Genomic DNA, 25,667 nt, shown 5'->3' with positions numbered 1-25,667 from the left:
GATGCGGCGCGGTGCAAAGCAGCACCGCGCATTCCACGCACGTCCCGATGGAGGATCCCATGCACCGTCCAGTCCACCCTGTCGAACGGACAGACTTGCAGCGTCAGCGCATGCCGAGAATCGTACGTACGCTACGTCGCATCCTCAGTGGCACGGCCATCGCCAGCCTCGCGATTGCTGCCGGGCTGACTCAACCGTCAATGGCGCTCGGTGCGGACCTGCAGGATCGAACCGTCGTCTCGGGCGACGCGCGCTTCGAGGTGCTCAGCGACACACTCTTCCGAGTGGAGTACGCCCCGGGCGGAACGGACCTCACCGACGCCGCGACGTTCAACGCCATCGGGCGAGACGACTTCACCCCAGTGAGCTTCGAAACGACGACCGCTGGCGGCTGGCTCACGATCACCACGGATCGCGCCGAACTCAAGTATCGGGTCGGCACCGGAAAATTCGCGGCAGACAACCTGCGGCTTACCGTGGATGGCACCGAGGTCCGCCCCACGTTCGGACGCGTCGATCAGTGCCAGATCGATCGGATCTGTGAGGCCGAGGAGGGCCAGCTCTACAACCTTGGGGTCGAGAGCGAGCATCTGGGCTTCACCGGGCGCGGATTCGTTGCAGGCTGGGGCAATAGCACCACCCACGGGGCATATCAGTTCGTGGCTCCTGCCACGGGGATTTACGACCTCCACGTCCGTTACGCCAACGGCGGCGCTGCGAGCCGAACCCTGAGTTACACCTTCGACAACGCGCCGCTGAGCCGCGTCACGCTGCCAGCGCTCACCGCGCAAGCGCCCGAGACCAACAACTGGAAGGCATGGGGTACAGCGGTCATCGAGGATGTTCCGCTGACGGTGGGACCGCACAACTTCTATCTGGTGCGCACGGGAAGTGACACCGGATCGGTCAATGTGGACGCGTTCGCCCTAACCGCGCCGGGGGCGCCCTATCCGGCTGCGCAGCCGGCGTCCTGCTCCTTCGGAATCGCTTGCGAGGCGGAAGCCGGCACGATGTCCGGAGCGGTCAAACGGGAGTACGACCACGCCGACTACAGCGGAAGCGGGTTCGCGGGCGGATTCCTCGCAACCGGGGCCAAGACATCGCTTGCCGTTACGGGCGTCCCCGCCGCAGGCCGCTACTGGGCCCACGTGCGCTACGCGAACGGGCCGACGACGCTGACCACCGCAGTCGACCGCGCGGTCACGATCGGTGGCACGCGCGTCGTGCTCCCGTCCACGGGCAGTAACGACGCAGCTTGGGGCAACTGGACCGACTTCAGCTTCGAACTCGAATTGAACGCCGGGACGAACCCGCTGGATATCGAACGCACGTCAACCGACGACGGGTCGGTCAACATCGACTCGATCGCCATCACGGATTCCCCGACGCCGCCGCCCGCGCACGTCCAGATCGGCGGTTACGTCCGCTCGCTCGACAATGTCGACAAGCAGACCACCCTGGCTCCGGGACTGCTGTACCGCGACGGGTGGATGCTGTTGGACGACACGGTGACCTCGCTGTGGGACCCGCAAGCTCTCTCGGCGACCGATCGCAACATCCACCACGCTGACTACCAGGACGGCTACCTGTTCTCGTACGGACACGATTTCAAGGCGGCGCTGCAGGACTTGCGAACGCTCACCGGCCCATCGAAGCTCCTGCCGCGCTGGGCGTACGGTGTGTGGTTCTCTGAGTACCGAGACTTCTCGCAGGACGACTACGAGCACAACATCATCGACAAGTTTGCCGCAGAGAACGTTCCGCTTGATGCCCTCGTCAGCGACACCGACTTCAAGAAACTCAACAAATGGAATGGATGGGAGTTCGACGAGGCGCGTTTCCCCGACCCGCAGGGATTCTTCGAGTATTCCGCGGATCGTGGAATTGCCAACGTGCTCAACATTCACGCGACCATCGACACCCGCGACCCGCTGTACGAGCAGTACTTGGACGACGTGGACGCGGCAGGCGGAAACAGCGCGAACGTGAAGCTGGACGAGCCCGGCGAAGGCTGCCGGATGTTCGGGTCCTACCCGGCCAGCGTGAAGTGCGCGACCTTTGACTGGTCCGACCCCGCGCAGCTCTCGGCCTATATGAAGCTGCACGACGGTATGGACGATCTAGGCGCCGATCTGTGGTGGCTCGACTGGTCCACGGCGGACTACTCGTCCGCGTCAGGCCAGGGCTACGGCGACGACGCGTTCATCAACGAGCAATACGCGGGCCAGAAGGGCTACCTCGTCAACGTCGCGGACGACACTCCCTCTTCTGCGACCGCGCGCGGCTTCGGATTCTCCCGAACCTACGGCGACAACCTGACGCCCCTTCAGTCCGGGATCTGGAACGACCCGAGCAAGGTGCCGGTCTACGGCGCGAACGGACCGAGTTACGGCGCCGTGGTAGGACCCTGGGCGGACAAGCGTTCAACCGCGCACTTCACGGGGGATGCGCGGTCGACGTTCAACTCCCTGCGCTCCCAGATCTCGTTCACTGCCGATGAATCCGCCACCACCGGCATGTCGGCGGTGAGTCACGACATCGGCGGATTCCAGCAGGCCGATGGACTGTTCCAGGTCGGGGACGACGCGCAACGGCGTCTGTGGGACGACCTCTACATCCGCTGGCTGCAGTTCGGGGTGTTCCAACCGATCCTGCGCCTTCACGGCGATCATTCGGCGCGCATGCCGTGGCAGTACACGCCGTCCTCGGTTCCCGCAGCCTCCGCCGCGGTGGAACCCGCAGCCAAGGACTTCCTGCGCCTGCGGAACCGCTTGATGCCGTACATCTACACCGCCGCCAAGCAGGCGGAGGACACCGGGCTTCCCGTGGTACGGGCCATGTATCTGGAGCACCCGCAGGAAAATCTCGCCTACCAGTACTCCAAGTCGCAGTACTACTTCGGGGACGATCTGCTGGTTGCCCCGATCACCGGCGTGGGCAACCCTGCATCGACCACGGTGTGGTTCCCCGCGGGAACGTGGACGGACTTCTTCACCGGCGAGAAGTTCACCTCGGACGGGACTCGCACTGAGACCATCACGCGCAGCTTCGCTCAGATGCCGGTGTTCATCCGTGACGGCGGAATCGTGACTACGCGGTCGACCGCCGTGACCAACGACCACCTCAACCCGCTCGACCAGGTCACGGTGACGGTGGGGTCTGGATCGTCCGGCGAGGCTGAAATGTACGAGGATGACGGCGAGACCGCCAATCCCACAGCGTCGGCCCGCACCGGGATCACCTACGCCGAGTCCGCCGCCGGGGCGTCGCTCGACGTCGCCGCGACCCAGGGCACGTTCTCCGGGCAAGTGGCGAACCGGGCCTGGACGGCCGTGTTCACCGGATTGGACGAGGCACCCGCCGCCGTTTGGCTCGACGGGCAGCAGGCGGATGCCGCGCAGTGGACATTCGACGCCGCGAGCGGTCGCCTCACGGTTCAGGCCGGGACAAAGTCACCGTCCGCGACCACGACGGTGCGATACACGCGACACGATGCACCAGTGGCGACCGTCAACCTCACGGTTTCCGGCGGCAGCCATCTGGTCGGAGACACGGTGACCCTCACCGCGTCTGTCACTCCGAACACGGCTTCCGGGGAGATCACCTTCCACGACGGAACCCAGATCATCGGCCATTCGCCGCTCAATGCGGGCATTGCTACGCTGCCGGTGACTCTCACCGCGGGCTCGCATCAGTTCCGCGCGACGTACGCGGGCTCACCGGACGTACTCGCTGGCTCGAGCCAGACGGTGACGGTCGTTGCCGCCGTCGCCTGCTTGGCAGGCGCTGCGATACCGCCTTGCGGACCAGATGGTCCCGGAAGCGAGACGCCTGCGGTGAGCGCGGCCACCCTGTCGGCGACCAAGCAGACGTACGGCGCGAAGCGACCGGCCACCATCACCGTGGTCACCACCGGCACAACTGGCGGAACGCTTCGCGTGAAGCTCGGGAGCGACTCGCTGGGCACGAAGCCCGTAGCCGCGATCGGCACCAGGAAGGGCGCGGTGTTCGCTTTGCCGAGAACCCTGGGAGCAGGCAAGTACGCGACGCTCTCCGTCGAACTGGTGCCGAGCGGCAAGACCACGACGGTGAGGCGGACGTTCGCCGCCAACTTCACGGTCGTCAAGGCTAGGCCGGCGTCCATCAAGGCGAAGCGCCTCGCATCGCCGGCCAAGGCGGGACCGCGCCTTCGCATCACGGTCAAGCGACTGACCAATGGGTCGCTGCCCGCCGGACGGGTTCAGGTTCTGCGGGGAAAGAAGGTCCTCAAGAGCGTGAAGCTCCCGGCTAAGCGCAAGGGGAAGGTCACGATCACCCTGGCCCGCAAATACGCCAAGGTGAAATCGGTCAAGGTCCGGTTCATGCCGACCAACAAGGACAGCCGGAACATCGCCAAGGTGACCTCCAGGAAGGTAGCGCTGCGCTAAATCGGCACTGAGCCCAAAGCCGGGGCGCATCGCGGCATCCGCGGTGCGCCCCGGTCGCTCACGGCGAGCGCCCTGCAGATACGATTGGCGGCATGACAGGAACGACGCCGGAACCGGCTTCCGCATCCGCCTCGCGCGCCACGAGCCCTGTAATCGGGATGATCTGGGCGCAGGCGGCGGGCGGCGTCATCGGTGCGAACGGAGATATGCCCTGGCACCTGCCCGAGGATCTCGCCCACTTCAAGCGCGTGACGGCGGGGAGTCCGGTCGTGATGGGGCGGGCGACCTGGGACTCGCTTCCCGCGCGCTTCCGCCCGTTGCCCGGCAGGGCCAACATCGTGGTGTCCACTACCGAGTCGGCCCACGACGGAGCCGATACCTTCCCGTCGCTTGATCGGGCACTGGCGGCCGCCCGCGGGGAGTCGACCACCGGCGAAGTGTGGATCATGGGCGGCGGGCGGATCTTCGCGGAGTGCGAGCCGATCGCGGACATTGCCGTCGTCACCTACATCGACCTGACCGTCGAGGGGGACACCTTCGCACCGGACCTTTCGCCCAGATGGGCCGTGGAGCAGGAATCGGCGTGGGAAAACTCGTCCACGGGCCTGAAATACCGGATCGTGCGCTACCGGGCGACGCCGGCGTAGGTTCCAGCCGGGGTACCGTAGAGGCATGCCCTTGACACATGATGCTGCGCTGCCGTTCGGAGCGCTCCTGACCGCCATGGTCACACCGTTCACCGAAGATGGTGACATCGATATCGACGCAACAGTCTCGCTCGCCAGGCGACTCGTGGACGAGGGCAATGACGGCCTTGTCCTGCACGGCACGACCGGGGAGGCGCCCACTACGCACGCACCAGAGAAGTTCGACGTGATTCGCGCGGTCGTGGCGGCCGTGGGGGATCGCGCGACCATCGTGGCAGGTGCCGGATCGAACGACACGAAGCACGCCGTCCGCATGGCCGAACAGGCGGCCGAGGCCGGAGCCGACGGCCTGCTCGTCGTCACGCCCTACTACTCGCGTCCGTCCCAGGCGGGTGCGCTCGAGCACTTCAAGGCCGTGGCGGCGTCCACGGATCTTCCCGTCATGCTCTACGACATCCCGGGCCGCACCGGCCTGCGCATCGGACCGGCCACGTACGACGCGCTGGCCGCTCTCGACAACGTCGTGGCCGTCAAGGACGCCACCGGTGACGTCTATACCGCAGGACTGACCCAGCATCGCACCGGGCTCGCGCTGTACAGCGGCGACGACGGTCTCTATCTGCCCTTCCTCTCCGTCGGCGCCGTCGGCCTCGTCTCTGTCGTCGCGCACGTCGCGACCGGGGCCTTCGTGGCCATGCGCCAGGCCTGGGATGCCGGCGATCACGCCGCAGCCCAGGCACACTTCCACCGCGCCATCCCGCTCATAGAGGCGATCATGGGTGGCGGAATCGGAGCCGTCATGGTCAAGGAGGCGCTGTTCGCCCTTGGTCATCTGCCGTCGGCCGCGCTGCGCCTCCCGCAGGTGCGCGCGAGCGAGGACGAGCGCTCCGCCCTCATCGCAGAACTAACGTCGGCCGGCTTGACGGGCTGATACCCATCGGCCGACACCCAACCACACAGGAGTCAGATTGAGTCTGTCCACACCAGAACTACTGCCACCCCCGCCGCTCGAGCCGGGCACGCTGCGAATCGTGCCGCTCGGCGGACTCGGCGAGGTTGGTCGCAACATGTCCGTCCTGGAGTACGAGGGCCGGCTGTTCATCATCGACTGCGGCGTGCTGTTCCCCGAGGAGCACCAGCCGGGCGTCGACCTGATCCTGCCGGACTTCGACTACATCGCGCACCGACTCGGCGACGTCGAGGCGCTGGTCCTGACGCACGGCCACGAGGACCACATCGGGGCCGTGCCCTACCTGCTTCGGCTGCGGCCCGATATCCCCGTCGTCGGCTCCACGCTGACGCTCGCCTTCGTGACCGCGAAGCTCAAGGAGCACCGGATCAACCCGCGCACCGTCGTGGTCAAGGAGGGCGAGACTCACAAGTTCGGCGCCTTCGAGTGCGAGTTCGTCGCCGTCAACCACTCCATCCCGGACGCACTGGCCGTCGCGGTCACCACACCGGCCGGCACCGTGCTCAACACGGGCGACTTCAAGATGGACCAGCTCCCGCTCGATGGCCGCATCACCGACCTGCGTTCGTTCGCACGCCTCGGCGAACGCGGGGTTGACCTGTTCATGGTCGATTCGACCAATGCCGAGGTTCCGGGATTCGTCACGCCCGAGCGCGAGATCGGCCCCGTCCTCGACCAGGTCTTCGCCGAGTCGTCCAAGCGCATCATCGTCGCCTCGTTCGCGTCGCACGTCCACCGCGTGCAGCAGGTGCTCGATGCGTCGTACGCGCACGGGCGCAAGGTGGCGCTCGTCGGACGCTCGATGATCCGCAACATGAAGATTGCGGCCGACCTCGGCTACCTGCGGGTGCCTGAGGACGTCCTGGTCGATCTCCGCTACGTCGAGAACCTCCCGGACGACGAGATCGTGCTGATGTGCACCGGCTCCCAGGGGGAGCCGATGGCGGCCCTGAGCCGCATCGCGAACGGCAATCACAAGGTGTCCGTCGGCCCAGGCGACACCGTCGTGCTCGCCTCGTCGCTCATCCCCGGTAACGAGAACGCTGTCTTCCGCGTCATCAACGGCCTGACCAAACTCGGCGCTCGCGTGGTGCACTCGGGCAACGCCAAGGTGCACGTCTCCGGGCACTCGGGCGCCGGTGAACTGCTCTACTGCTACAACATCGTGCGTCCTCGCAACGTCATGCCGATCCACGGCGAGACCCGCCACCTCGTGGCCAACGGGGCGCTCGCCGTCAAAACCGGTGTGCCGCCCGAGCGGGTCGTGATCGCCGAGGACGGCATAGTCGTGGACCTCAAGGACTCCAAGGCGCAGATAGTCGGGGCGGTGCCGTGTGGACTCGTGTACGTGGACGGCTCGTCCGTGGGCAAACTCACGGATTCCGAACTCCAAGACAGGCGCGTACTCGGCGAGGAGGGCTTCATCTCCGTATTCGCCGTCGTGGACAGCAAGACACGCGAGATCGTCGCCGGCCCGATCGTGCAGGCGCGCGGCGTCGCCGAGGACGACTCGGTGCTCGAGGGTGTCGTGGACCAGATCCGCGAGTCGCTGCTCAGCGGCCTGGCCGAGAACGTCGGCCGCCACCAGTTGCAGCAGGGCATGCGTCGCGTGGTGGGCCGATTCGCGTCAGGTCGCCTACGCCGCCGCCCGATGATCCTCCCGGTCGTCGTCGAGGCCTGAGTACCGACCTTCAACCTGCCCGAATCCCAGCGCGCCTAGCGGCGCCGGGGGTTCGGGCGGCGATAGATTGACTCATATGTCTGCTCGTTCGCACAACAGTGACGCGCGAGGGCGTGGCGGGTCCGGTCGGCAGTCCGGTCGGAACGCTGAGTCCTCGCTGTCTTCGTCGCCGCCGACCACGAGTGGACGCGCGCGCGCGCAGAGGGCGCCGGGGCAGGACGGCGGGTCAGGCTCAGCCGATCATCGCGGTTCCGCTCGTGCGCAGAAGAACTCGTCCAAGCCCGCGCCGCGAACGCAGGCCAAGCCACGCGTCAAGACCGCGGAGCCGGTCAAGCCGCCGTGGATCGTGCGCGCCGTGCGCGGTTTCTTCCTGGGAATCGCGCACGTGATCGGCGCGGGAGTCCGGCGCATGGGCAGGGACGTCAAGGATCTCGATCCCGCGCATCGCCGCGACGGCACCGCGCTGCTGCTGCTCATCGTCGCCCTGCTCACGGGAGCGGCGGGGTGGTTCGGCGGGGGAGGTCCGGTTTCCACCTGGGTCTACTTCGCCTTCGCCTTCGTCTTCGGCCTGCTCGCCAAGTTGGTTCCGCTGGCTCTCATCGCCGGTGCGGTGCGACTCATGCGCAACCCCGTTCGCAGCGAGCACTCGGGGCGTTTTTCCATCGGAGTGACGGCACTTATCCTTGGCGCGAGCGGCCTGATCCACATCGTGCGGCACTCGCCATCGATCCACTCCGAGGCCGATGGCTGGCACAGCGCGTCGGCCGCAGGTGGCCTGATCGGCTGGGCATTGTCGACTCCGCTCGTGGCGGGGCTAACTGCTTGGCTGGCGGTCCCCGTGCTGATCCTGCTGCTCGTGTTCGGGCTGCTGATCGTCGCAAATCTGTCCGTGAGCGATCTCGGCGCCGTGCTGCGGGGGCAGTCATCGGACCGCCCTGACGACGAGGACGAGTCACCCGACGCGCTGCTCCTGGCCGAGGGCGTTGACTCGCACGATCTGCCGGGAACCTCGCCAGCCGCCGCGCCCTCGCCTCGGCGCCGCATCTTCGGCCGCCGTAAGAGGGATGCGAACCCTGACGACCCAACCGAAATCCTTCCCGAGGGCTACGTCGGAGACGAGGCCTTCGTCCAGGCCGCCGAGCGTATCGCCTCGGACGACACTGGACCGATCCCCGCCAACTGGTACGACCAGGACGAGCAGGACGCCTACGATCAGGACGATGCCGACGCGGTTCGAACCGCCGACGACGCCGTCGAACGGGAGTCGAACGACGCGGAGACCCAGCTACTGCCCACAGCCGATGAGGAGGACCGCGAACTCGTGGCCCCCGAGACCCGCGGCGTGCCGCAGGGCGAGCAGCCGGTGCTGGGCGGCGACATCGTTTACCTGCTGCCCACGGACGACATGCTCATCGCCGGCGCGCCGCACAAGGCGCGCAGCGCGGCCAATGATCGCGTGGTCGAGGCGCTGACAACCGTTTTCGAGCAGTTCAACATCGACGCCCGGGTCACGGGCTTCAGCCGCGGGCCCACGGTTACGCGGTACGAGGTCGAACTGGGCATCGGGGTCAAGGTCGAGCGGGTGACGGCGCTGGAGAAGAACATCGCCTACGCCGTGGCCAGCGCGGACGTGCGCATCCACTCCCCGATCCCGGGCAAGTCCGCCATCGGCGTGGAGATCCCGAACGTGGACCGCGAGACGGTGGTGCTGGGTGATGTGTTGCGCTCCGCCAGGGCGCGCCAGACAGAGCACCCCATGGTCATCGGCGTCGGCAAGGACGTGGAGGGCGGATACGTCCTCGCCAACCTCGCGAAGATGCCCCACCTACTGGTCGCCGGTGCGACCGGCGCCGGTAAGTCGAGCTTCGTGAACTCGATGATCGTGTCGATCATGATGCGCTCGACCCCCGACCAAGTGCGAATGATCCTAGTCGACCCCAAGCGCGTCGAACTCACGATCTACAACGGCATCCCGCACCTGATCACCCCGATCATCACGAACCCCAAGAAGGCGGCCGAGGCGCTGGAGTGGGTCGTTCGGGAGATGGATGCGCGCTACGACGACCTTTCGGCGTTCGGCTACAAGCACATCGACGATTTCAATGCCGCAGTGCGGTCGGGCAAGGTCAAGCCGCTGCCGGGCTCGGAGCGCAAGATCGCCCCGTACCCGTACCTGCTGGTCGTCGTGGACGAGCTGGCCGACCTGATGATGGTGGCGCCCCGCGACGTCGAAGCGTCGATCCAGCGCATCACGCAGCTCGCGCGCGCCGCCGGTATTCACCTCGTGCTCGCCACCCAGCGACCGAGCGTCGACGTCGTCACGGGACTGATCAAGGCCAACGTGCCTTCGCGCCTGGCCTTCGCGACATCGTCGCTGTCCGATTCCCGCGTCGTCTTGGATCAGCCGGGCGCGGAGAAACTGATTGGGCAGGGCGACGCCCTGTTCCTACCCATGGGGGCGGCCAAGCCCATGCGCGTGCAGGGCGCGTGGGTGAGTGAATCCGAGATCCACGACGTCGTGGAGCACGTCAAGACCCAGCTGAAGCCGATCTACCGCGAGGACGTGGCGGTCGCCTCGTCCAAGAAGGTCGTGGACGATGACATCGGCGACGACCTCGACGTGCTGCTGCAGGCGGCGGAACTCGTCATCACGACCCAGTTCGGATCGACGTCGATGCTGCAGCGCAAGCTCAGGGTCGGATTCGCCAAGGCCGGCCGGTTGATGGACCTGCTCGAATCGCGCGAGATCGTCGGCCCATCCGAGGGCTCTAAGGCGCGCGAGGTGCTCGTGAAACCCGACGACCTGGCGGGCACGCTCGCGCTGTTGCGTGGAGACGGGCCCGGGGCGAGTCCCGCAGTCGCGGACGATCCGATCGGCACGCACGTCTACGACGACGATGAGGAAGACGGCTCCGAGGACGCCTGGCAGCTCACCGACCGGGGCTGACCTACTGGGCTGGCACTGCCCGAATCATCCACGCTTTTCTACCGTCGGGGCCGGCCCAGTCGGTACAGGCGCCTCCTTGATCTCCTTCGCCTCGTCGCCCACCTCATCCGCGACCCGCGCGTGACGTGCCTTCATTTCCGCTGCGCTCAGCGTCCCCGCGCCGGACTTGAGGTTGCCCGCGAAGGGGAACAGGTGATGCTTGCCGCGGCGATCCACGGTGATTCCCTGCCAGCGCACGTCCGTGACGGCGGCCGGTTGGCCCTCTGTCTTGGTCACATCCGCGACCATGAGCAGCCCGGATTCCGTGCCAGCCACGCAGCAGCTCGAATCCTGGTTCGAGAGCATGTTGCCCAGTCCGTAGGCGACCCACATGCCGTCGCCTCGCGGTCCGCCCGCGAGTTTCGCCATGGGCTGCGGGATGTGCGCGTGGTGGCCGATCAGCAGGTCCACCGCCCCGGAATCCGCAATCTCCTGGGCGATCCGCAACTGGTCGTCGGTAGGGGCCACGCGGTACTCCTGCCCGAAGTGCAGGCTGACCACGACCAGGTCCGCACCGTCCTCGCGAGCCTGCTTCGCCTGCGCAACTATCTCATCGACATCGATGAGGTTCACGGACCATGGCTTTCCCGCGGGCACCGACAGTCCGTTGAGTCCGTAGGCGGCGGCGATGTGCGCGATGTCGATGGTCATGCCCTCGCGCTCCAATGTGTAGCGCTGCGGAATGCGTTGCATCTTCTCGCTGGTCGCGGTGCCCTCGAAACCCAGGCCCTCGTCCCGCATCGCCGCGATCGTGGCCTCGATCCCGCTATACCCGCGATCCACCGAGTGGTTCGAGGACAGGGAGCAACCGTCCCACCCCTGCTCGGCGAGGGCCGTGACGATCTCGCGCGGCGCCCCGAACATCGGGTACCCGCTGGGCTTCGTACCCTCGGGGGCGATGGGGGTCTCAAGGTGACACAGCGCCAGGTCGGCGCCCTGCACCCACTCGTCGATGCCGGCTAGAAGCGGGTTGAAATCGTAACCGCCAGACACCCGAGCGGATGCACTGACGGGAGTGTGCACAAGGACATCGCCGGCCGCCAGAATCGTGAATTTCGCTACTGCTGGCGGAGGCGGGGTGGTGGGTGCCACCGGCTTGGGGGTGGTGGCGGGGTCGGCTGGCGTGGACGAGGCCTGCGTCGCCGGCCCCGGGGTCGTTGACCCGGCAGTGGCGGAGGGCTCGTCCTTGAAGGGCCTCCAAGCGCCGACGGCGATGGCCGTACCCAGGCCCGCCACGGCGACGACGCAGACCAGGATCGCGATCCCCGCGATCCGGACAATGGGATTGCGTGGCGGGCGCGGAGCGGCGTGACGGGGCATCACAGCAGAATACTGTGCGGCGCCAAAGCGCGCCGCGAATCTCGATCTGGGACCAGCACGGCCTAGGCTAGAGGGGTGAACCAACCCAGGCCGCTGTTGCTCCAGTGGAATGCAGCGAATGCAGTGACCGCTATCCGGGTTGTGCTGGCGCCCGTACTTGCCGTGGTCCTCGCCATGGGTGGCACCGAACCCGCGTGGCGCTGGATCGCCGCCGCGCTTTTCCTCGCCACCGCGCTAACAGACCGCCTCGACGGGCACCTCGCCCGCAGTCGCAATACGGTCACCGACCTGGGTAAGTTGCTCGATCCCATCGCCGACAAACTGCTGATAGGCGTCGCGCTGGTGGCCCTCAGCGCACTTGGGGAGCTCTGGTGGTGGGTGACGATACTGATCCTCGCTCGGGAGTTGGGGATCACCTTCCTGCGGTTGTTGCTGGTGCGCATAGCGATCATTCCGGCGTCGCAGGGCGGCAAGATCAAGACCGCGTTGCAGGTGGCGGGGATTACGCTCGCACTGCTGCCGCTGTGGACTCTTCCCTCCGCGGTGCGATGGAGCGCGCACCTGCTGTTGGCGGTTGCGGTCGTGGTGACGGTTGCTACGGGTGTGCAGTACGTCGTGGACGCACTGCGATTGGCGGCGGCCAATCGCCGCGAGGGTGGCGAGTAGGCCGATGCCCGACTCGCGTCCCCTCGCCGCGGACCTGGTGGGAGCCTGCTCGGCTCGAGGCATCTCGATCGGCACGGCGGAATCGCTGACGGGCGGGCTGGTTGCGGCGGCCATCGTGGACATCCCTGGCGCCTCGGCAGTGCTGCGCGGCGGTATCGTTGCCTACGACCTGCAGATCAAGGCTGGCGTCTTGGGGGTTTCGCACGACTTGCTTGCCGCGCGCGGCGCCGTCGATCCGGAGGTGGCCGCGCAGATGGCGGACGGCGCAGCCCGCATGCTCGGAGTTCGTCTCGCGATCTCCACCACCGGCGTCGCCGGCCCCGGCTCCGACGGCGGGCACTGCGCCGGCGAGGTGTACGTGGGCCTGCGGCTGGCAGACTCGGACGACCACGTCACGCAGCGGGTTCTGCGGCTGCGACTGTCGGGTGACCGCACGCAGGTCCGTGCGCAGGTCGTTCGCAGGGCATTGTCAGAAGCATTGTCTATGGTGAGGTCCGGCGAGTCGGGAGAGTGAGCGTCGCGACCGATGATCTCACCGGCTGGAATAACACGGCCCCGTCTCGGGTTGTACACAGCGATGAAATATGGTGGAACTAAGGTTGGTCGCGAGGCTGGCGTGGAAATCCGCGTCGCGAGCGTCCGTCAGCCGAGTAAGCGCACGGGACACACACAAGGAGGACGCACGATGATTCTGCTTCGTCAAGAAATCGGTGACGTGCTACGTGACCTGCGCCAGCGTCAGGGACGCACGCTACGCGAGGTGTCCTCCAAGGCGAGCGTGTCCCTCGGCTACCTCAGCGAGATCGAGCGCGGTCAGAAGGAGGCCTCGTCCGAACTGCTGAGTTCGATCTGCGAGGCCCTTGATGTGCCGATGTCTACGGTGCTGCACCAGGTGGGTGACCGTATCGCGGTTTCCGAGGCCCTCGAGGTCCCCGACACGCTTCCCGCGGACTTCACCATCGGTGCGGTTTCGGATGCTCCTAGCGGCTACCGCACACTGACCTCCGTCGTCTGACGGTCGCGAGGCACAGCGAACTCGATGGACCTGCGCGAATTCTGGCAGTGCGTTGACACCGTGTTCGGAGTCGGCCACGGCCGCACCATCGCTAGCGAGCACGTGGTGCTTGATCTGGGAGGATCAACCCCGCAGGATGCCCTGGGCCGCGGAATCGATCCGGGTGCGGTGTGGCGTGCGATGTGCGCGGACTTTGACGTGCCGTACGAGTATCACTGGGGCCTTCCCGAGGCGCGCCGGTAGCGGCGTGTCGACCTTTCGTAGAACACTTGTGCGATAGGCTGAGCGGGTTAATGTTGATCCGCTTCCACGCGCGGGGCCGTGAGTTTTCCACATCGCGACCGTCGGCGAGAGCAATCGGCAAAGATCTGATGATGTCAGAGGTAGACCCTAGGGTCGACCCTGACCACGCTGAGCGGCGACCGCCTCGCCCTCGGCTCGACGGATGGAAGGTTCTCTCATGGCCGCACCGGCAGACCGCGAAAAGGCGCTCGAAGCAGCTCTCGCGCAGATTGACCGTAACTTCGGCAAGGGCTCCGTTATGCGCCTTGGTGCCGAGGATCGGGTTCCGATTGAGGTGATCCCGACCGGCTCGATCGCCCTGGACGTGGCCCTTGGCATCGGCGGGCTACCTCGGGGGCGCATCATCGAGGTCTATGGACCGGAGTCCTCGGGTAAAACGACAGTCGCCCTGCACGCGGTTGCGAACGCCCAGCGGGCGGGGGGAGTGGCGGCTTTTATTGATGCCGAGCACGCGCTCGATCCCGAATACGCCGGTAAGTTGGGTGTCGACACCGATGCGCTGCTCGTGTCGCAGCCCGACACCGGCGAACAGGCGCTCGAGATTGCGGACATGCTGATCCGCTCCGGCGCTATCGACATCATTGTGATCGACTCGGTCGCGGCGCTCGTTCCGAAGGCCGAGATCGAAGGCGAGATGGGTGACAGCCACGTTGGCTTGCAGGCGCGACTCATGTCGCAGGCGTTGCGCAAACTGACCGGAGCGCTGTCGGGTTCGGGAACCACCGCCATCTTCATCAACCAGTTGCGAGAGAAGATCGGTGTGTTCTTCGGATCGCCGGAGACGACCACGGGTGGCAAGGCGCTGAAGTTCTACGCGTCAGTGCGGCTCGATATCCGGCGCATCGAAACCCTCAAGGAGGGGACGAACCCCGTCGGGAACCGAACGCGCGTCAAGGTCGTCAAGAACAAGATGGCGCCGCCCTTCAAGCAAGCAGAGTTCGACATCCTGTACGGCGTCGGAATCTCGCGCGAGGGAAGCCTGATCGATCTCGGCGTCGAGCAGGGAATCGTGCGCAAATCCGGATCCTGGTTCACCTACGAGGGCGATCAGCTCGGTCAGGGCAAGGAGAACGTCCGCAACTTCCTGCGCGACAATCCGGATCTCGCCGATGAGATTGAGCAGAAGATCAAGTCGAAGCTGGGCATCGGGCCCGCGGGCGCAGATAGCGACGAGTAGTGGCGGGCAGGGCGCGCGATGCGCGTTCATCCCGTTCTCAGGGGGCGAACTCGGGGATGAGCAATACCGGCTCGGACTCCACAGGCCAGCGCGCCGATCGGTCGGACGAAACAGCGGCCGATCGGCGCCGCGGGCCGCGCCCCCCGGAAGACCCTGGGAGCATCGACCTTGCGCGCGAGGCTGCGCTCCGCATTCTGACGAACGCTGCGCAGCCCTCAGCCGTGATTGCCGCCAAATTGGCGGCCAGGGGATTCGAGGAGCAGGCTATTTGGGCCGTCATCGACCGATTCACCGAGGTCGGCCTGATCAACGACCTCGACTACGCACGATCTCTGGTCCGGAATCGTCGTGACAGCGCTGGGCGGTCGCGCCGGGCGATCAGCGAGGAAATGCGGACGAAGGGAATCGAACCCGGAGTCGCCGAGACCGCGCTTGAAGAGTATGCCCCCGAAGGCGAACTCGAGGTCGCCGCGGCATTCGTCGCGCGCAAGCTCCGCCGAGGGGAGGACCTATCAGACGCCAAGACCGTCCGCAGGATCTTCGGCGCCCTCGCACGACGCGGATTCAGTCCCGACGTCATCGCGCGAGCCCTGCGGGCGCATTCCTCGCAATAGAATGGGTATCGTCGTCGATCCCGTCCGTGAGCGTGGGGTGCGCGCGACGACGACCGGACAGCGGTTCGCAACCGGACGAATCGGACAGAATCGGTCGTACCGGACACCTTCCCCGATGCGGATGTCGCGAGTTCCCATCGAATTCGCGTAATGTGCACTTTCACAACGATGTAGCGGAGGTGGCGACATGTTTGGCGTACTTGAATGGGGATATGTCCTCGCGTTGCTCTCCGCCTGCCTCATCGCACTCATCCTCGTGCTGGTCGCCCGCCGAGAGGCCGCGGCGGTACGCCGGCAGGCCAAGGAGGACTCGCGTGAACTTCGCGACCACCTCCGCGACCGCTCCGCAGAAATCCAGAGCAGGCAGGCGCAACTGCGCGACGAGGAGCGCGACCTAGTCGAGGAACGGCGGGCGTTGCGGAAACAGCGCATGCGGCTACTCCGACGCGAAGAAGCCCTCAAAGAGGCTCAGGAGAGACTCGAGGCTCTCCACCTTGACGGAGCGTCGAGAATCGAGGAAGAACTCGGGCGCATCTCCGGAATGAATCGGGAGGCGGCCAAGTCGGCGCTCGAGCGTAGGCTCGCGGACGAGGCACGCCGCAGCGCCGCCGCCACCATCCGCGCCATCCAGTCCGAGGCGCGCAGCGAAGCCGAGGACCGGGCCAGGGAGATCATTGTTTCCGCGGTAGAACGCCTCGCCGTGTCCGCGAGTTCGGCAGCCGCGGTGACGACCGTGGCGCTGCCATCGGAGGAGATGCGGGGCCGGATCATCGGCAAAGAAGGGCGCAACATCCGCACCTTCGAGGCGACGAGCGGTGTCGACGTGCTCATCGAGGACAGCAGTTCCGTCGTGGTGCTCGCCTCCTTCGATCCGACCCGACGGGAGATCGCCGAAGTGGCCATGTCCGAACTCGTGAGCGATGGGCGCATCAATCCCCAGCGGATCGAGGACGCTCTTGCCCGCGCCGCGAACGAGATCGAGTCGCGAACCCTTCAGGTGGGCAGGCAGGCAGCCGAGCAGATCGGCGTCCACGGACTCGCCGAACCGATCATTGAAGTGCTCGGGAAACTCCGCCTGCGAACGTCCTTCGGTCAGAGCGTCCTGGCGCATAGCCTCGAGGTGGGACAGATCTCGGCACATCTCGCAGAGCAACTTGGCGCAGATACGGACCTCGCTCGCCGCGGCGGCCTGCTACACGACATCGGCAAGGCATTCACCGGCGACATCGTCGGCACGCATGCGGCCGTCGGCGCCGAATTCCTGCGGGACAACGGGGAGGACGAGGTAGTCGCGTCGATCGTTGCCGCGCACCATGACGAGATCCCCCACGAGACTGTCGAATCGGTCATCGTCCAAATCGCCGATGCGATTTCGGCGGCACGGCCCGGCGCGCGCCGCGACGAGGCGGCGCACGTCGCTCAGCGACTGGAACTCCTCGAGAAGGTTGCCGTCAAGGTGCCCGGCGTTGCAAAAGCCCTCTCCCTGGCCGCCGGTCGCGAACTTCGGGTGATCGTCGAACCCGCCGCAGTGTCCGACGACGACGTGGCGCGGATCGCCGCCGAGGTTGCGCGTCAGATCGAACTCGCCTCGTCGAACTCGAGCCTCGTCACCGTGACCGCGATCAAGGAGCTACGCGCGGTCGCAACCACCGGTACCGCTGTTGAGGACGATCCGATCATCGGCGCCCTCACCGATCACTAGCGCGCGGCCAGCGGGCTCGACGACAGGTACCTGCGGGCCGACTAGAATGTCCCTGATGTCTAGCTACGCGCCCCTCCCGACGACGGCCCCCCGCCCCGGCCCCACGTATATCGTCAAGACCCTCGGCTGCCAGATGAATGTGCACGATTCAGAGCACCTCGCCGGCATGCTCGAATCCGCTGGATATTCGCCTGCGTCGCCCGCTGAAGAGGCTACGGGCGCGGCTGACGTCGTCGTGATCAACACGTGCGCGGTACGCGAGAACGCTTCCTCCCGGCTCTACGGCATGCTTGGACAATTGGCATCGAGCAAGGCCGCGCGGCCGGGAATGCAGATCGCGGTGGGCGGGTGCCTGGCGCAGAAGGACAGGTCGGGCATCGCCGAACGCGCCCCGTGGGTCGACGTCGTGATCGGGACGCACAACCTCGACGCGCTCGTGCCGCTCCTGGACCGGGCCCGTCACAACCGGCGCGCTGAAGTTGAGATCGCCGAGTCCCTGCAGGTTTTCCCCTCGACGCTTCCGACGCGCCGTGAATCCGTCTACGCCGGCTGGGTCTCGATCTCCGTGGGCTGCAACAACACGTGCACCTTCTGCATCGTGCCGCACCTGCGGGGCAAGGAGCGCGACCGGCGTCCGGGCCAAATCCTCGCCGAAGTGCAGTCGCTCGTCGACGACGGAGCAGTCGAGGTGACGCTGCTCGGCCAGAACGTCAACTCGTACGGGGTCGAGTTCGGCGACCGCGGAGCCTTCGCCAAGCTACTGAGGGCTTGTGGCGAGATTGACGGCCTGGAACGAGTCCGCTTCACCTCGCCGCACCCCGCCTCGTTCACCGACGACGTCATCGAAGCCATGGCGCAGACGCCGAACGTCATGCCAAGCCTCCACATGCCCCTGCAATCGGGCTCCGATCGCATCCTGCGGGCCATGCGCCGCTCCTACCGCGCCAAGCGATTCCTGGCGATCCTCGACAACGTCCGCAGTTCGCTTCCGGACGCCGCGATCACGACAGACATCATCGTCGGCTTCCCCGGAGAGACGGAGGAGGACTTCCAACAAACCCTAGACGTCGTCGAGCAGTCGCGCTTCACCTCCGCCTTCACGTTCCAGTACTCGCCGCGCCCAGGAACGCCGGCCGCGACCCTCGACGGCCAGTTGCCCAAGGAAGTGGTGCAGGAGCGCTACGAGCGCCTTCTCGCGCTGCAGGAGCGCATCAGCGCGCAGGACGGTGCCGCCCAAGTCGGCCGCGCGGTCGAGGTTCTGGTCACGGAGGGATCGGGTCGCAAGGACACGGATACCCGCCGTGTCTCCGGCAGGGCGCGGGACAACAGGCTCGTCCACGTGCAGGTTCCCGATGGGCTCAGCCACGGCTTCTCGGCAGCTCGCGAGGTCATGGCGGACGATCCGCGGTTGCGCGACGACATCGACCCGCGCCTGCCGCGTCCCGGCGACGTCGTGACCGCGACCGTGACGCGCGGCGCGCCGCACTTCGTAGTCGCCGACTCGGTGACTCACGGAGGGCGCTACGAGGTCCGGGGCACACGCTCCGGCGACGCCTGGGTGGCGCGCGAGCGTGCCCGGCTACTGGGCGGCGGGCACGATCATGCAGCCGCCGCGCAACCCGGCATTCCGATCACCCTCGGCATGCCCACACTGCGGGCCGGTCGGTGACGGCGGGCAGCTCGGCGTCGCAGCGTGTCCTGATCGCAGTCGTCGGGCCGACAGCTGCAGGCAAGTCGGAACTGGCGCTCGACCTCGCCGACGTGCTCGGCGGGCCGGGCCACGTGGAGATCGTGGGTGCGGATGCCTTCCAGTTGTACCGCGGCATGGACATCGGTACCGCCAAGCTTCCCGTTTCGCAGCGCCGGGGCTACCAACATCATCAGATCGATGTGCTCGCGCTGGGCGAGGAATCCTCCGTCGCCGATTTCCAGGCTACGGCCAGAGCCGACGTAGCGGGGGTCGAACGCCGTGGGCGTCGAGCGATCGTCGTCGGCGGATCCGGCCTCTACGTTCGGGCACTCCTGGATGACATCGACTTCCCCGGCACCGACCCGCGTGTGCGCGCGCGGTTGGAGGACCGGGTGAGGGACGAGGGCTCCGCGGCACTATTCGACGAACTGGCCAGCCTCGATCCCGTCGCCGCCCGTGCTATGGACCCGGCGAACCCCAGGCGGATAGTCCGGGCGCTCGAGGTGATCGAGCTGACGGGCGAGCCGTTCAGCGCGCGACTGCCGCGACCGTCGTACACCCGCCCGGCAGTTCAGCTCGGAGTCGACTACGGCCGTGAAGGACTCGACGAGCGCATCGAACGGCGCGTGGATGCGATGCTCGCCGATGGCCTGCTCGACGAGGTCGCCACACTCGCGGGGGGTGATGCGCAGGCATTCTCGCGCACCGCTGCGCGCGCCGTCGGCTACCGGGAGTCACTGGCCCACCTGCGTGGCGAGATCGATCTCGCCACCGCGCGCACTCAGATCATCGCCGCGACGCGACGGCTCGCGCGCAAGCAGATGGGCTGGTTCGGTCGTGACCCCCGCATCAAGTGGCTGCGCGCGGACACCCAATCCGGCGCGGAACTGGTCGATCGCGCCGCCGAGTTCGTTCGCGAGGCGCAGGCGGATCCAGCGGCCACGCTGAACCCCGCTGAGCGCTTCGCCTTGCCCGTTAGCGAACCAGTGCGCCGTAGGCTTGGGTCATGACGACGATCCGCGCCTACAAGGGCCACGGGACCCGGAATGACTTCGTGCTGATCTACGATCCGCAATCCGAAGTCGACCTGAACGATGACCTTGTTCGCGCGCTCGCGGACCGGCGCGGGGGCATCGGCGGCGACGGGGTGATCAGGCTCGTCTCCTCGCACGCGCTCGATGATCCTGCCGCGCGCACGGCAGCGGACGCGGGTGCCGACTGGTTCATGGACTACCGGAATTCGGACGGCTCGATCGCCCAGATGTGCGGCAATGGGGTGCGCGTTTTCGGGGCGTTCTTCGAACTGATGGGGCTTGGCGACCTGAGTGGTGGGCCGCTGGCACTCGGAACCAGGGCCGGTATCAAGACTGTGAGCAGGGACGCTGTCACCGGATGGTTCACGGTCGGCATGGGCCCTGGAAATCTCGTCCACTCGACCGAGGCCGCAATCGCCGGATCGGACAGTGAGGTGGCGGCTGCAGGGCTGGATCGCCCGCGCCCCGCGCTCAGCGTCGATATGGGCAATCCGCACACGGTCGTTGCGCTGGCGGACCCGGACGAACTGGCCGGGCTCGATTTGAGCCGCGCCCCGCAGGTCGAACCGGCGCCACCCCACGGCAGCAATGTCGAGTTCGCCGTTCCACTGGGGGAGATAGCGGGCGAGAGTGGCCCCGTGGGGCGGGCCGCCATGCGCGTATTCGAGCGCGGCGTGGGGGAGACGGAGTCCTGCGGGACCGGCGCGTGCGCGGTCGCCGTCGCCTTGAACCTGTGGGGCGGGCCGGCCGCGCCAGCCAAGTGGCTCATCGACGTGCCGGGTGGCCAGGTCGGCGTGGACGTCTCGGACCTGACCGCGATCACACTGTCGGGGCCCGCCGTGATCCTCGCGCGGCTCGATATCGAACGCGAAGGCCTTAGCGGGTAGCGCGTCGCTTCCGGATTGCTCGCCAGCGCTTGGGGTCATTCGCGACCTCGCGACGGCATGAGGTGCCAGTTCGCGGCACTTCCTCCGCCGCGAAGCATCGCCGCTGGCCGGTCCTCCGGTGGCTAGGCGTTCCGCCGGACGCGCAGGATGCGGAAACCCTTCGCTGTCTGGACGCGCCCGACCTCGCCGGACACCGGCACGCCCTCGGCGCTGAGCATAGATCCGCTGCCGGGAGCGAACTGTTCGGTCAGCCATCGCTGCAGTGAATCGGCCCCCAGGTGTTTGGCGACCACCAGGTACGCGGCCCCGCCCACGCGCAGCCGCGGCAGCCACGCGGTGAGGATGCCGTGGAGGGCCGCCTTGCCGATGCGGATCGGGGGATTGGAGACAATGAGATCGAACGAATCGCGGGCGCTCGGGTCCTCGGCGCGCATCGGCTCGATCTGCGGCAAGGCGTGAATGCTTGCGTTGCGCCGCGTCAGATCCAGGGCGCGGTCGTTGATGTCCGCGGCGACCACCCGCCACGGCTGCGTCTCGCCGGCACCATCCACGGCATTCTTGCGCGCGAGCGCCAGATACAGCGCGATCGCTCCCCACCCGCAGCCCACGTCGGCCGCCGACTGGAAGGTCAGAGGCGCCTCCAGTTCGTCCACCGTTCGCAGCAGGATCGATGTACCGATGTCGAGATGCTCGTGCGAGAACACGCCGCGTGCCGTTGCAACCCGCGTATGGAACGGGCCGAGGGTGACCTCGCGGTACTCGATCTCGCTCTCGGCCGCCGGAGCCATTGCCGTGAAGTAATGCGAATGTTCGGGCTTGCCCTCGTTGATTGACACCCGATCATCGTAGTCGGGGACGAAAAAACTCGGGCTTTCAGTCGCGGAGCGTGGGAAAATGGAAACTTCAGTCGGCGATGCCTCGTCGCAGAGGATCGCACGCAGGATTAAGGACAGCATGACCCAAGACTTCACCCCCCATGATTCCGAACTCGAAGATGCGGCGGGAAGCGATACATCACGCACGGACAGCGATCGGGCGAACGACGCCCTGGCCAGGGACGTCGTCGCAAGGATCCTCGCCCGCGGCGGCACCGCGCTGGACGAGGGGGCTACCCGCCACACCAGTCGCGATGGCGAGCAACTGGAGCTGCAGGAGCGTAGCGCGCTACGGCGCGTGCAGGGACTGTCAACCGAACTGCAAGATGTCACCGAGGTCGAGTACCGGCAGTTGCGCCTTGAACGCGTGGTTCTCGTTGGGCTCTACTCCGGACAGCGGGCCACCGAGGCGGAGCACTCGCTGCGCGAGCTCGCCGCCCTGGCGGAGACCGCCGGCTCGCAGGTCCTTGACGGCATGCTGCAACGGCGCGACAACCCCGACCCGGGGACGTATCTCGGCTCAGGGAAAGCGGCGTCGCTCGCCGACATCGTCGAGGACGTCGAGGCGGACACGGTGATCGTCGATTCCGAACTGGCGCCCTCCCAGCGACGGGCGCTGGAGGACATCGTCAAGGTCAAGGTGATCGACAGGACGGCCCTCATCCTGGACATCTTCGCGCAGCACGCCAAGTCCCGGGAGGGCAAGGCGCAGGTGGAACTCGCCCAGCTCGAGTACCTGCTTCCCCGTCTGCGAGGCTGGGGAGAATCGATGTCCCGACAGGCCGGTGGCCAGGTCGGTGCGGGGGCTGCCGGTATGGGCTCGCGTGGTCCCGGTGAGACCAAGATTGAGCTTGACCGCCGTCGCATCCGGACTCAGATGGCCAAGCTCCGACGCCAGATCGCGCAGATGGGCCCCGCTCGAGAGGCCAAGCGCCGTGCGCGGCGAGGGGCGGAGATCCCCTCGGTCGCCATCGTCGGGTACACGAACGCTGGCAAATCATCGCTCCTGAATGCCATTACGGGTGCCGGGGTTCTGGTAGAAAACGCCCTGTTCGCGACCCTCGATCCGACAGTGCGGCGTGCCCGCACCAAGTCGGGCCGTGAGTTCACCATTGCCGACACGGTGGGCTTCGTTCGCAACCTGCCCACGCAACTGGTGGAGGCATTCCGCTCGACGCTGGAAGAGGCAGCCGACGCGGACCTGGTGCTGCACGTCGTCGATGCCTCGCACGCCGACCCGGTCGGCCAGATCAGCGCCGTGCGGGGGGTGCTCTCGGAGATCGAGGGGATGTCGCAGATCCCCGAGCTCGTGGTGCTCAACAAGGCCGACGCGGCGACGCCCGAGCAGGTCGCGGAGATCCGCCGGCAGGAGCCGGGGGCGCTCGTCGTGTCCGCTCACACGGGGGAGGGGCTGGAGACGCTCATCGAGCAGATCGCAGCGTCGCTGCCCGAGCCGCGTATCCACATCGATCTGACCGTGCCCTACAGCCACGGCGATCTGGTCTCGCGGGCCTATCGCAACGGCGAGGTCGCCACCGTGGAGCATCGTGAGGCGGGCACGCGCATAGTGGCATTCGTGGACGAGAAACTCGCCCGGCAACTCAGCGCGGTTGCGGTTGGCGATGATGCGGGTCGGTAGACTCGTTCGATGATCACGCCGCGCACAGTTCTCGAACGAGTCGTGGGCGCGATGGGCGGGCAACCGCGGGCGGGGCAGCAGGACATGGCCGATGCGGTCGCGGAGGTCATCACCGACGGCGGAACGCTCCTCGTTCAGGCCGGAACGGGTACGGGAAAATCCCTGGGCTACCTGATCCCGGCCATGCTCGCCGCGCGCGAGCCCGGTCACCGAGCCGTCGTCTCGACCTCGACGATCGCCCTGCAGCGGCAACTGCTCGCCAAGGACATTCCCCTCGTCGCCGAGCAGATCAAGGAGCTTCGCGGCGGCGTTGTAACCTCGTCCGCCCTCAAAGGCTGGAGCAACTACGCGTGCCGCAACAAGGTCGAGGGTGGATACCCGGACGAGGAATCGTCCCTGTTCGACCTGCCGGAAACCAGCACCGCGGGAGCGACCAGCGCACTGGGCGCGGAGGTCACCAGGCTTCGCGAATGGGCCGCCGATACAACTACGGGCGACCGCGATGATCTCGATTGGTCGGCCTCGGATCGCGCCTGGCGCCAGGTGTCGGTTTCCACGTCCGAGTGCCTGAACAACAGGTGCACCTTCTGGGAGGAATGCTTCGCCAAACTCGCGCGCGAGGACGCGAGCAGGGCCGACGTGGTGGTCACCAATCACGCCATGCTCGGTATCGCCGCGGCGGGCAATGAGAGCATCATTCCGCCCCACTCGACGCTGGTGATCGACGAGGCGCACGACCTTGTCGCGCGGGTGACCTCGTCCACCACGCAGGAACTCTCGGTGGGCACGGTGACCTCCGCGGCCAAGCGCCTGCGCCGTCACGGGACGCCGGGCGCATCGAAACTCGATGAGGCGGCCCGCTCGCTTGCCGAGCAACTGGTCCAGTTCGATGCCAGCCGGCTCACCACAGGGCTTCCCGATGAGCTGGCAAGCGCCGTGGAACTCGTCCAAACAGCGGCACGATCCGCGCTCAGCGACCTCAAGGATGGAGACACGCAGGCGGTCACGCACAAGGTGGCCCGGGCCGCCGTGACGGACATCTTCGAGATCGCCGAGCGCCTCCTGGTGGGCGGGGAATGGGACGTGCTCTGGACTGAGCGGCGCCCGGGCGATGCCACCGCCAGTCTGAAGATCGCCGCCCTCGACGTGTCCGCAGCCATTCGCGAGCAGATACTGAAGTCCCGCACGGTGGTGATGTGCTCCGCCACGCTTATCCTCGGCGGGGCATTCGAGCCCTTCGCGCGGACAGTCGGCCTCTTCTCCGCACAGGAGGAGGGGACCTGGGCGCCCTTGCCGGCCGATTCCCGGTCCGATGACCTCGAATCGGCGCCCCCCACGGCATCGAGCAGATGGCGCGGCGTCAACGTCAGCACGCCATTCGACTACCGCAGGCAGGGCATTCTCTTCATCGCCCGTCACCTGCCCGAGCCTGGCCGCGCCGGACTCACCCCGGAGCAACTCGACTTGATGGCCGAATTGATCGAGGCCGCTGGCGGGCGCACGCTCGGCCTGTTCACCTCCAAGCGCGGCGCCATTGAGGCCACCGAGGCCATGCGGGATCGACTCTCCCTGCCGGTCCTGAGCCAGGACGAGGGCTATGTCCCGGAACTGATCGCACGGTTCAAGCAGGAGGAGCAGACGTCTCTGTTCGGAACAATGAGCCTGTGGCAGGGCATCGACGTGCCGGGCGACTCGTGCCGGCTGGTCATCATTGACCGGATCCCGTTCGCTCGGCGCGACGACCCGATCGTCTCGGCTCGGCTGGAACGCGTGACGAAGAAGGGCGGCAATGGCTTCCAAACCGTCGCGTTGCCGCACGCCGCGCTGCCGCTCGCCCAGGGCGCCGGTCGCCTTATCCGCAGCAGCACTGATCGCGGGGTCGTGGCGATCCTCGACCCCAGGCTCAGGACGAAGGGCTACGGGTCCTACTTCATCCGGTCCCTGCCGGGCTTCTGGCAGACCGACTCACTCGAGAAGGCCGCCGGGGCGCTGCGCCGACTCGGAAGTGGCTCCTGACGATAGGCTGTATCCGTA

19 protein-coding genes are annotated in these 25,667 nt (G+C 66.9%); 17 read left to right on the top strand and 2 right to left on the bottom strand.

Features of this window, described 5'->3' with window-relative positions; all coding sequences use genetic code 11:
• Positions 1-110 precede the first annotated feature (110 nt).
• The 5 genes from FB461_RS05710 to FB461_RS05690 all read left to right on the top strand — a co-directional run bounded on the left by FB461_RS05710 (position 111) and on the right by FB461_RS05690 (position 10,672).
• A complete protein-coding gene (locus FB461_RS05710) occupies positions 111-4,427 on the top strand; it encodes a TIM-barrel domain-containing protein (RefSeq protein WP_170222625.1) in 4,317 nt (1,438 codons plus the stop codon).
• Positions 4,428-4,519: 92 nt separating this feature from the next.
• Complete coding sequence (locus tag FB461_RS05705) at positions 4,520-5,074, top strand: dihydrofolate reductase (RefSeq protein ID WP_142119750.1); 555 nt, start codon at positions 4,520-4,522, stop codon at positions 5,072-5,074.
• 25 nt (positions 5,075-5,099) lie between these two features.
• Complete coding sequence (gene dapA / locus FB461_RS05700; protein ID WP_142119748.1) at positions 5,100-6,005, top strand: 4-hydroxy-tetrahydrodipicolinate synthase; 906 nt, start codon at positions 5,100-5,102, stop codon at positions 6,003-6,005.
• 37 nt (positions 6,006-6,042) lie between these two features.
• Positions 6,043-7,725 carry a ribonuclease J gene (locus tag FB461_RS05695; protein WP_142119746.1) on the top strand — a complete coding sequence of 561 codons (1,683 nt, stop codon included), beginning with the start codon at positions 6,043-6,045 and terminating at the stop codon, positions 7,723-7,725.
• Between the two features lie 76 nt (positions 7,726-7,801).
• Positions 7,802-10,672, top strand: a complete 2,871-nt coding sequence (locus tag FB461_RS05690; protein WP_142119744.1) for an FtsK/SpoIIIE family DNA translocase — start codon at positions 7,802-7,804, stop codon at positions 10,670-10,672.
• Between the two features lie 24 nt (positions 10,673-10,696).
• Here FB461_RS05690 and FB461_RS05685 read toward each other — a convergent pair whose 3' ends face one another.
• A complete protein-coding gene (locus FB461_RS05685; RefSeq protein ID WP_142119742.1) occupies positions 10,697-12,031 on the bottom strand; it encodes a CapA family protein in 1,335 nt (444 codons plus the stop codon).
• 75 nt (positions 12,032-12,106) lie between these two features.
• On the opposite strand from FB461_RS05685, the gene pgsA reads away from it, so the two are divergent.
• The 10 genes from pgsA (at position 12,107) to dapF (ending at position 21,119) form a co-directional block, all read left to right on the top strand.
• A complete protein-coding gene (gene pgsA / locus FB461_RS05680) occupies positions 12,107-12,697 on the top strand; it encodes a CDP-diacylglycerol--glycerol-3-phosphate 3-phosphatidyltransferase (protein ID WP_142119740.1) in 591 nt (196 codons plus the stop codon).
• A 4-nt stretch (positions 12,698-12,701) separates the two neighbouring features.
• Positions 12,702-13,211: a CinA family protein gene (locus tag FB461_RS05675; protein WP_142119738.1), complete on the top strand. Its 510-nt coding sequence runs from the start codon at positions 12,702-12,704 to the stop codon at positions 13,209-13,211.
• Between the two features lie 171 nt (positions 13,212-13,382).
• Complete coding sequence (locus FB461_RS05670; protein ID WP_142119736.1) at positions 13,383-13,712, top strand: helix-turn-helix domain-containing protein; 330 nt, start codon at positions 13,383-13,385, stop codon at positions 13,710-13,712.
• Positions 13,713-13,736: 24 nt separating this feature from the next.
• Entirely contained in the window at positions 13,737-13,955 is a 219-nt protein-coding gene (locus FB461_RS05665; protein ID WP_142119734.1) for a DUF3046 domain-containing protein, read from the top strand.
• 217 nt (positions 13,956-14,172) lie between these two features.
• Entirely contained in the window at positions 14,173-15,192 is a 1,020-nt protein-coding gene (gene recA, locus FB461_RS05660; RefSeq protein ID WP_142119732.1) for a recombinase RecA, read from the top strand.
• 56 nt (positions 15,193-15,248) lie between these two features.
• Positions 15,249-15,806, top strand: coding sequence for a regulatory protein RecX (locus tag FB461_RS05655; protein ID WP_142119730.1), 558 nt, complete (start codon positions 15,249-15,251; stop codon positions 15,804-15,806).
• 187 nt (positions 15,807-15,993) lie between these two features.
• On the top strand, positions 15,994-17,508 hold the full coding sequence (locus FB461_RS05650) for an Rnase Y domain-containing protein (RefSeq protein ID WP_142119728.1): 1,515 nt from the start codon (positions 15,994-15,996) through the stop codon (positions 17,506-17,508).
• Between the two features lie 55 nt (positions 17,509-17,563).
• The gene (gene miaB / locus FB461_RS05645; protein ID WP_246046036.1) at positions 17,564-19,177 is read left to right on the top strand and encodes a tRNA (N6-isopentenyl adenosine(37)-C2)-methylthiotransferase MiaB; all 1,614 of its coding nucleotides are present in this window, start codon (positions 17,564-17,566) and stop codon (positions 19,175-19,177) included.
• Positions 19,174-20,208: a tRNA (adenosine(37)-N6)-dimethylallyltransferase MiaA gene (gene miaA / locus FB461_RS05640; protein ID WP_142119724.1), complete on the top strand. Its 1,035-nt coding sequence runs from the start codon at positions 19,174-19,176 to the stop codon at positions 20,206-20,208. The genes miaB and miaA overlap by 4 nt, the downstream gene beginning before the upstream one ends.
• Positions 20,205-21,119, top strand: a complete 915-nt coding sequence (gene dapF / locus FB461_RS05635; RefSeq protein WP_142119722.1) for a diaminopimelate epimerase — start codon at positions 20,205-20,207, stop codon at positions 21,117-21,119. The genes miaA and dapF overlap by 4 nt, the downstream gene beginning before the upstream one ends.
• A 122-nt stretch (positions 21,120-21,241) precedes the next feature.
• Here dapF and FB461_RS05630 read toward each other — a convergent pair whose 3' ends face one another.
• The gene (locus FB461_RS05630) at positions 21,242-21,955 is read right to left on the bottom strand and encodes a class I SAM-dependent methyltransferase (RefSeq protein WP_246046035.1); all 714 of its coding nucleotides are present in this window, start codon (positions 21,953-21,955) and stop codon (positions 21,242-21,244) included.
• A 118-nt stretch (positions 21,956-22,073) separates the two neighbouring features.
• Here FB461_RS05630 and hflX point away from each other — a divergent pair, with 118 nt between their 5' ends.
• Complete coding sequence (hflX, locus tag FB461_RS05625) at positions 22,074-23,633, top strand: GTPase HflX (protein WP_142120821.1); 1,560 nt, start codon at positions 22,074-22,076, stop codon at positions 23,631-23,633.
• A gap of 9 nt (positions 23,634-23,642) precedes the next feature.
• Positions 23,643-25,649, top strand: a complete 2,007-nt coding sequence (locus tag FB461_RS05620; RefSeq protein ID WP_142119720.1) for an ATP-dependent DNA helicase — start codon at positions 23,643-23,645, stop codon at positions 25,647-25,649.
• Positions 25,650-25,667: the final 18 nt, after the last annotated feature.

The organism is Rarobacter faecitabidus, from assembly GCF_006716265.1.
GTDB classification, from domain to species: domain Bacteria; phylum Actinomycetota; class Actinomycetes; order Actinomycetales; family Cellulomonadaceae; genus Rarobacter; species Rarobacter faecitabidus.
This window is presented reverse-complemented; position numbering and strand designations above follow the sequence as displayed.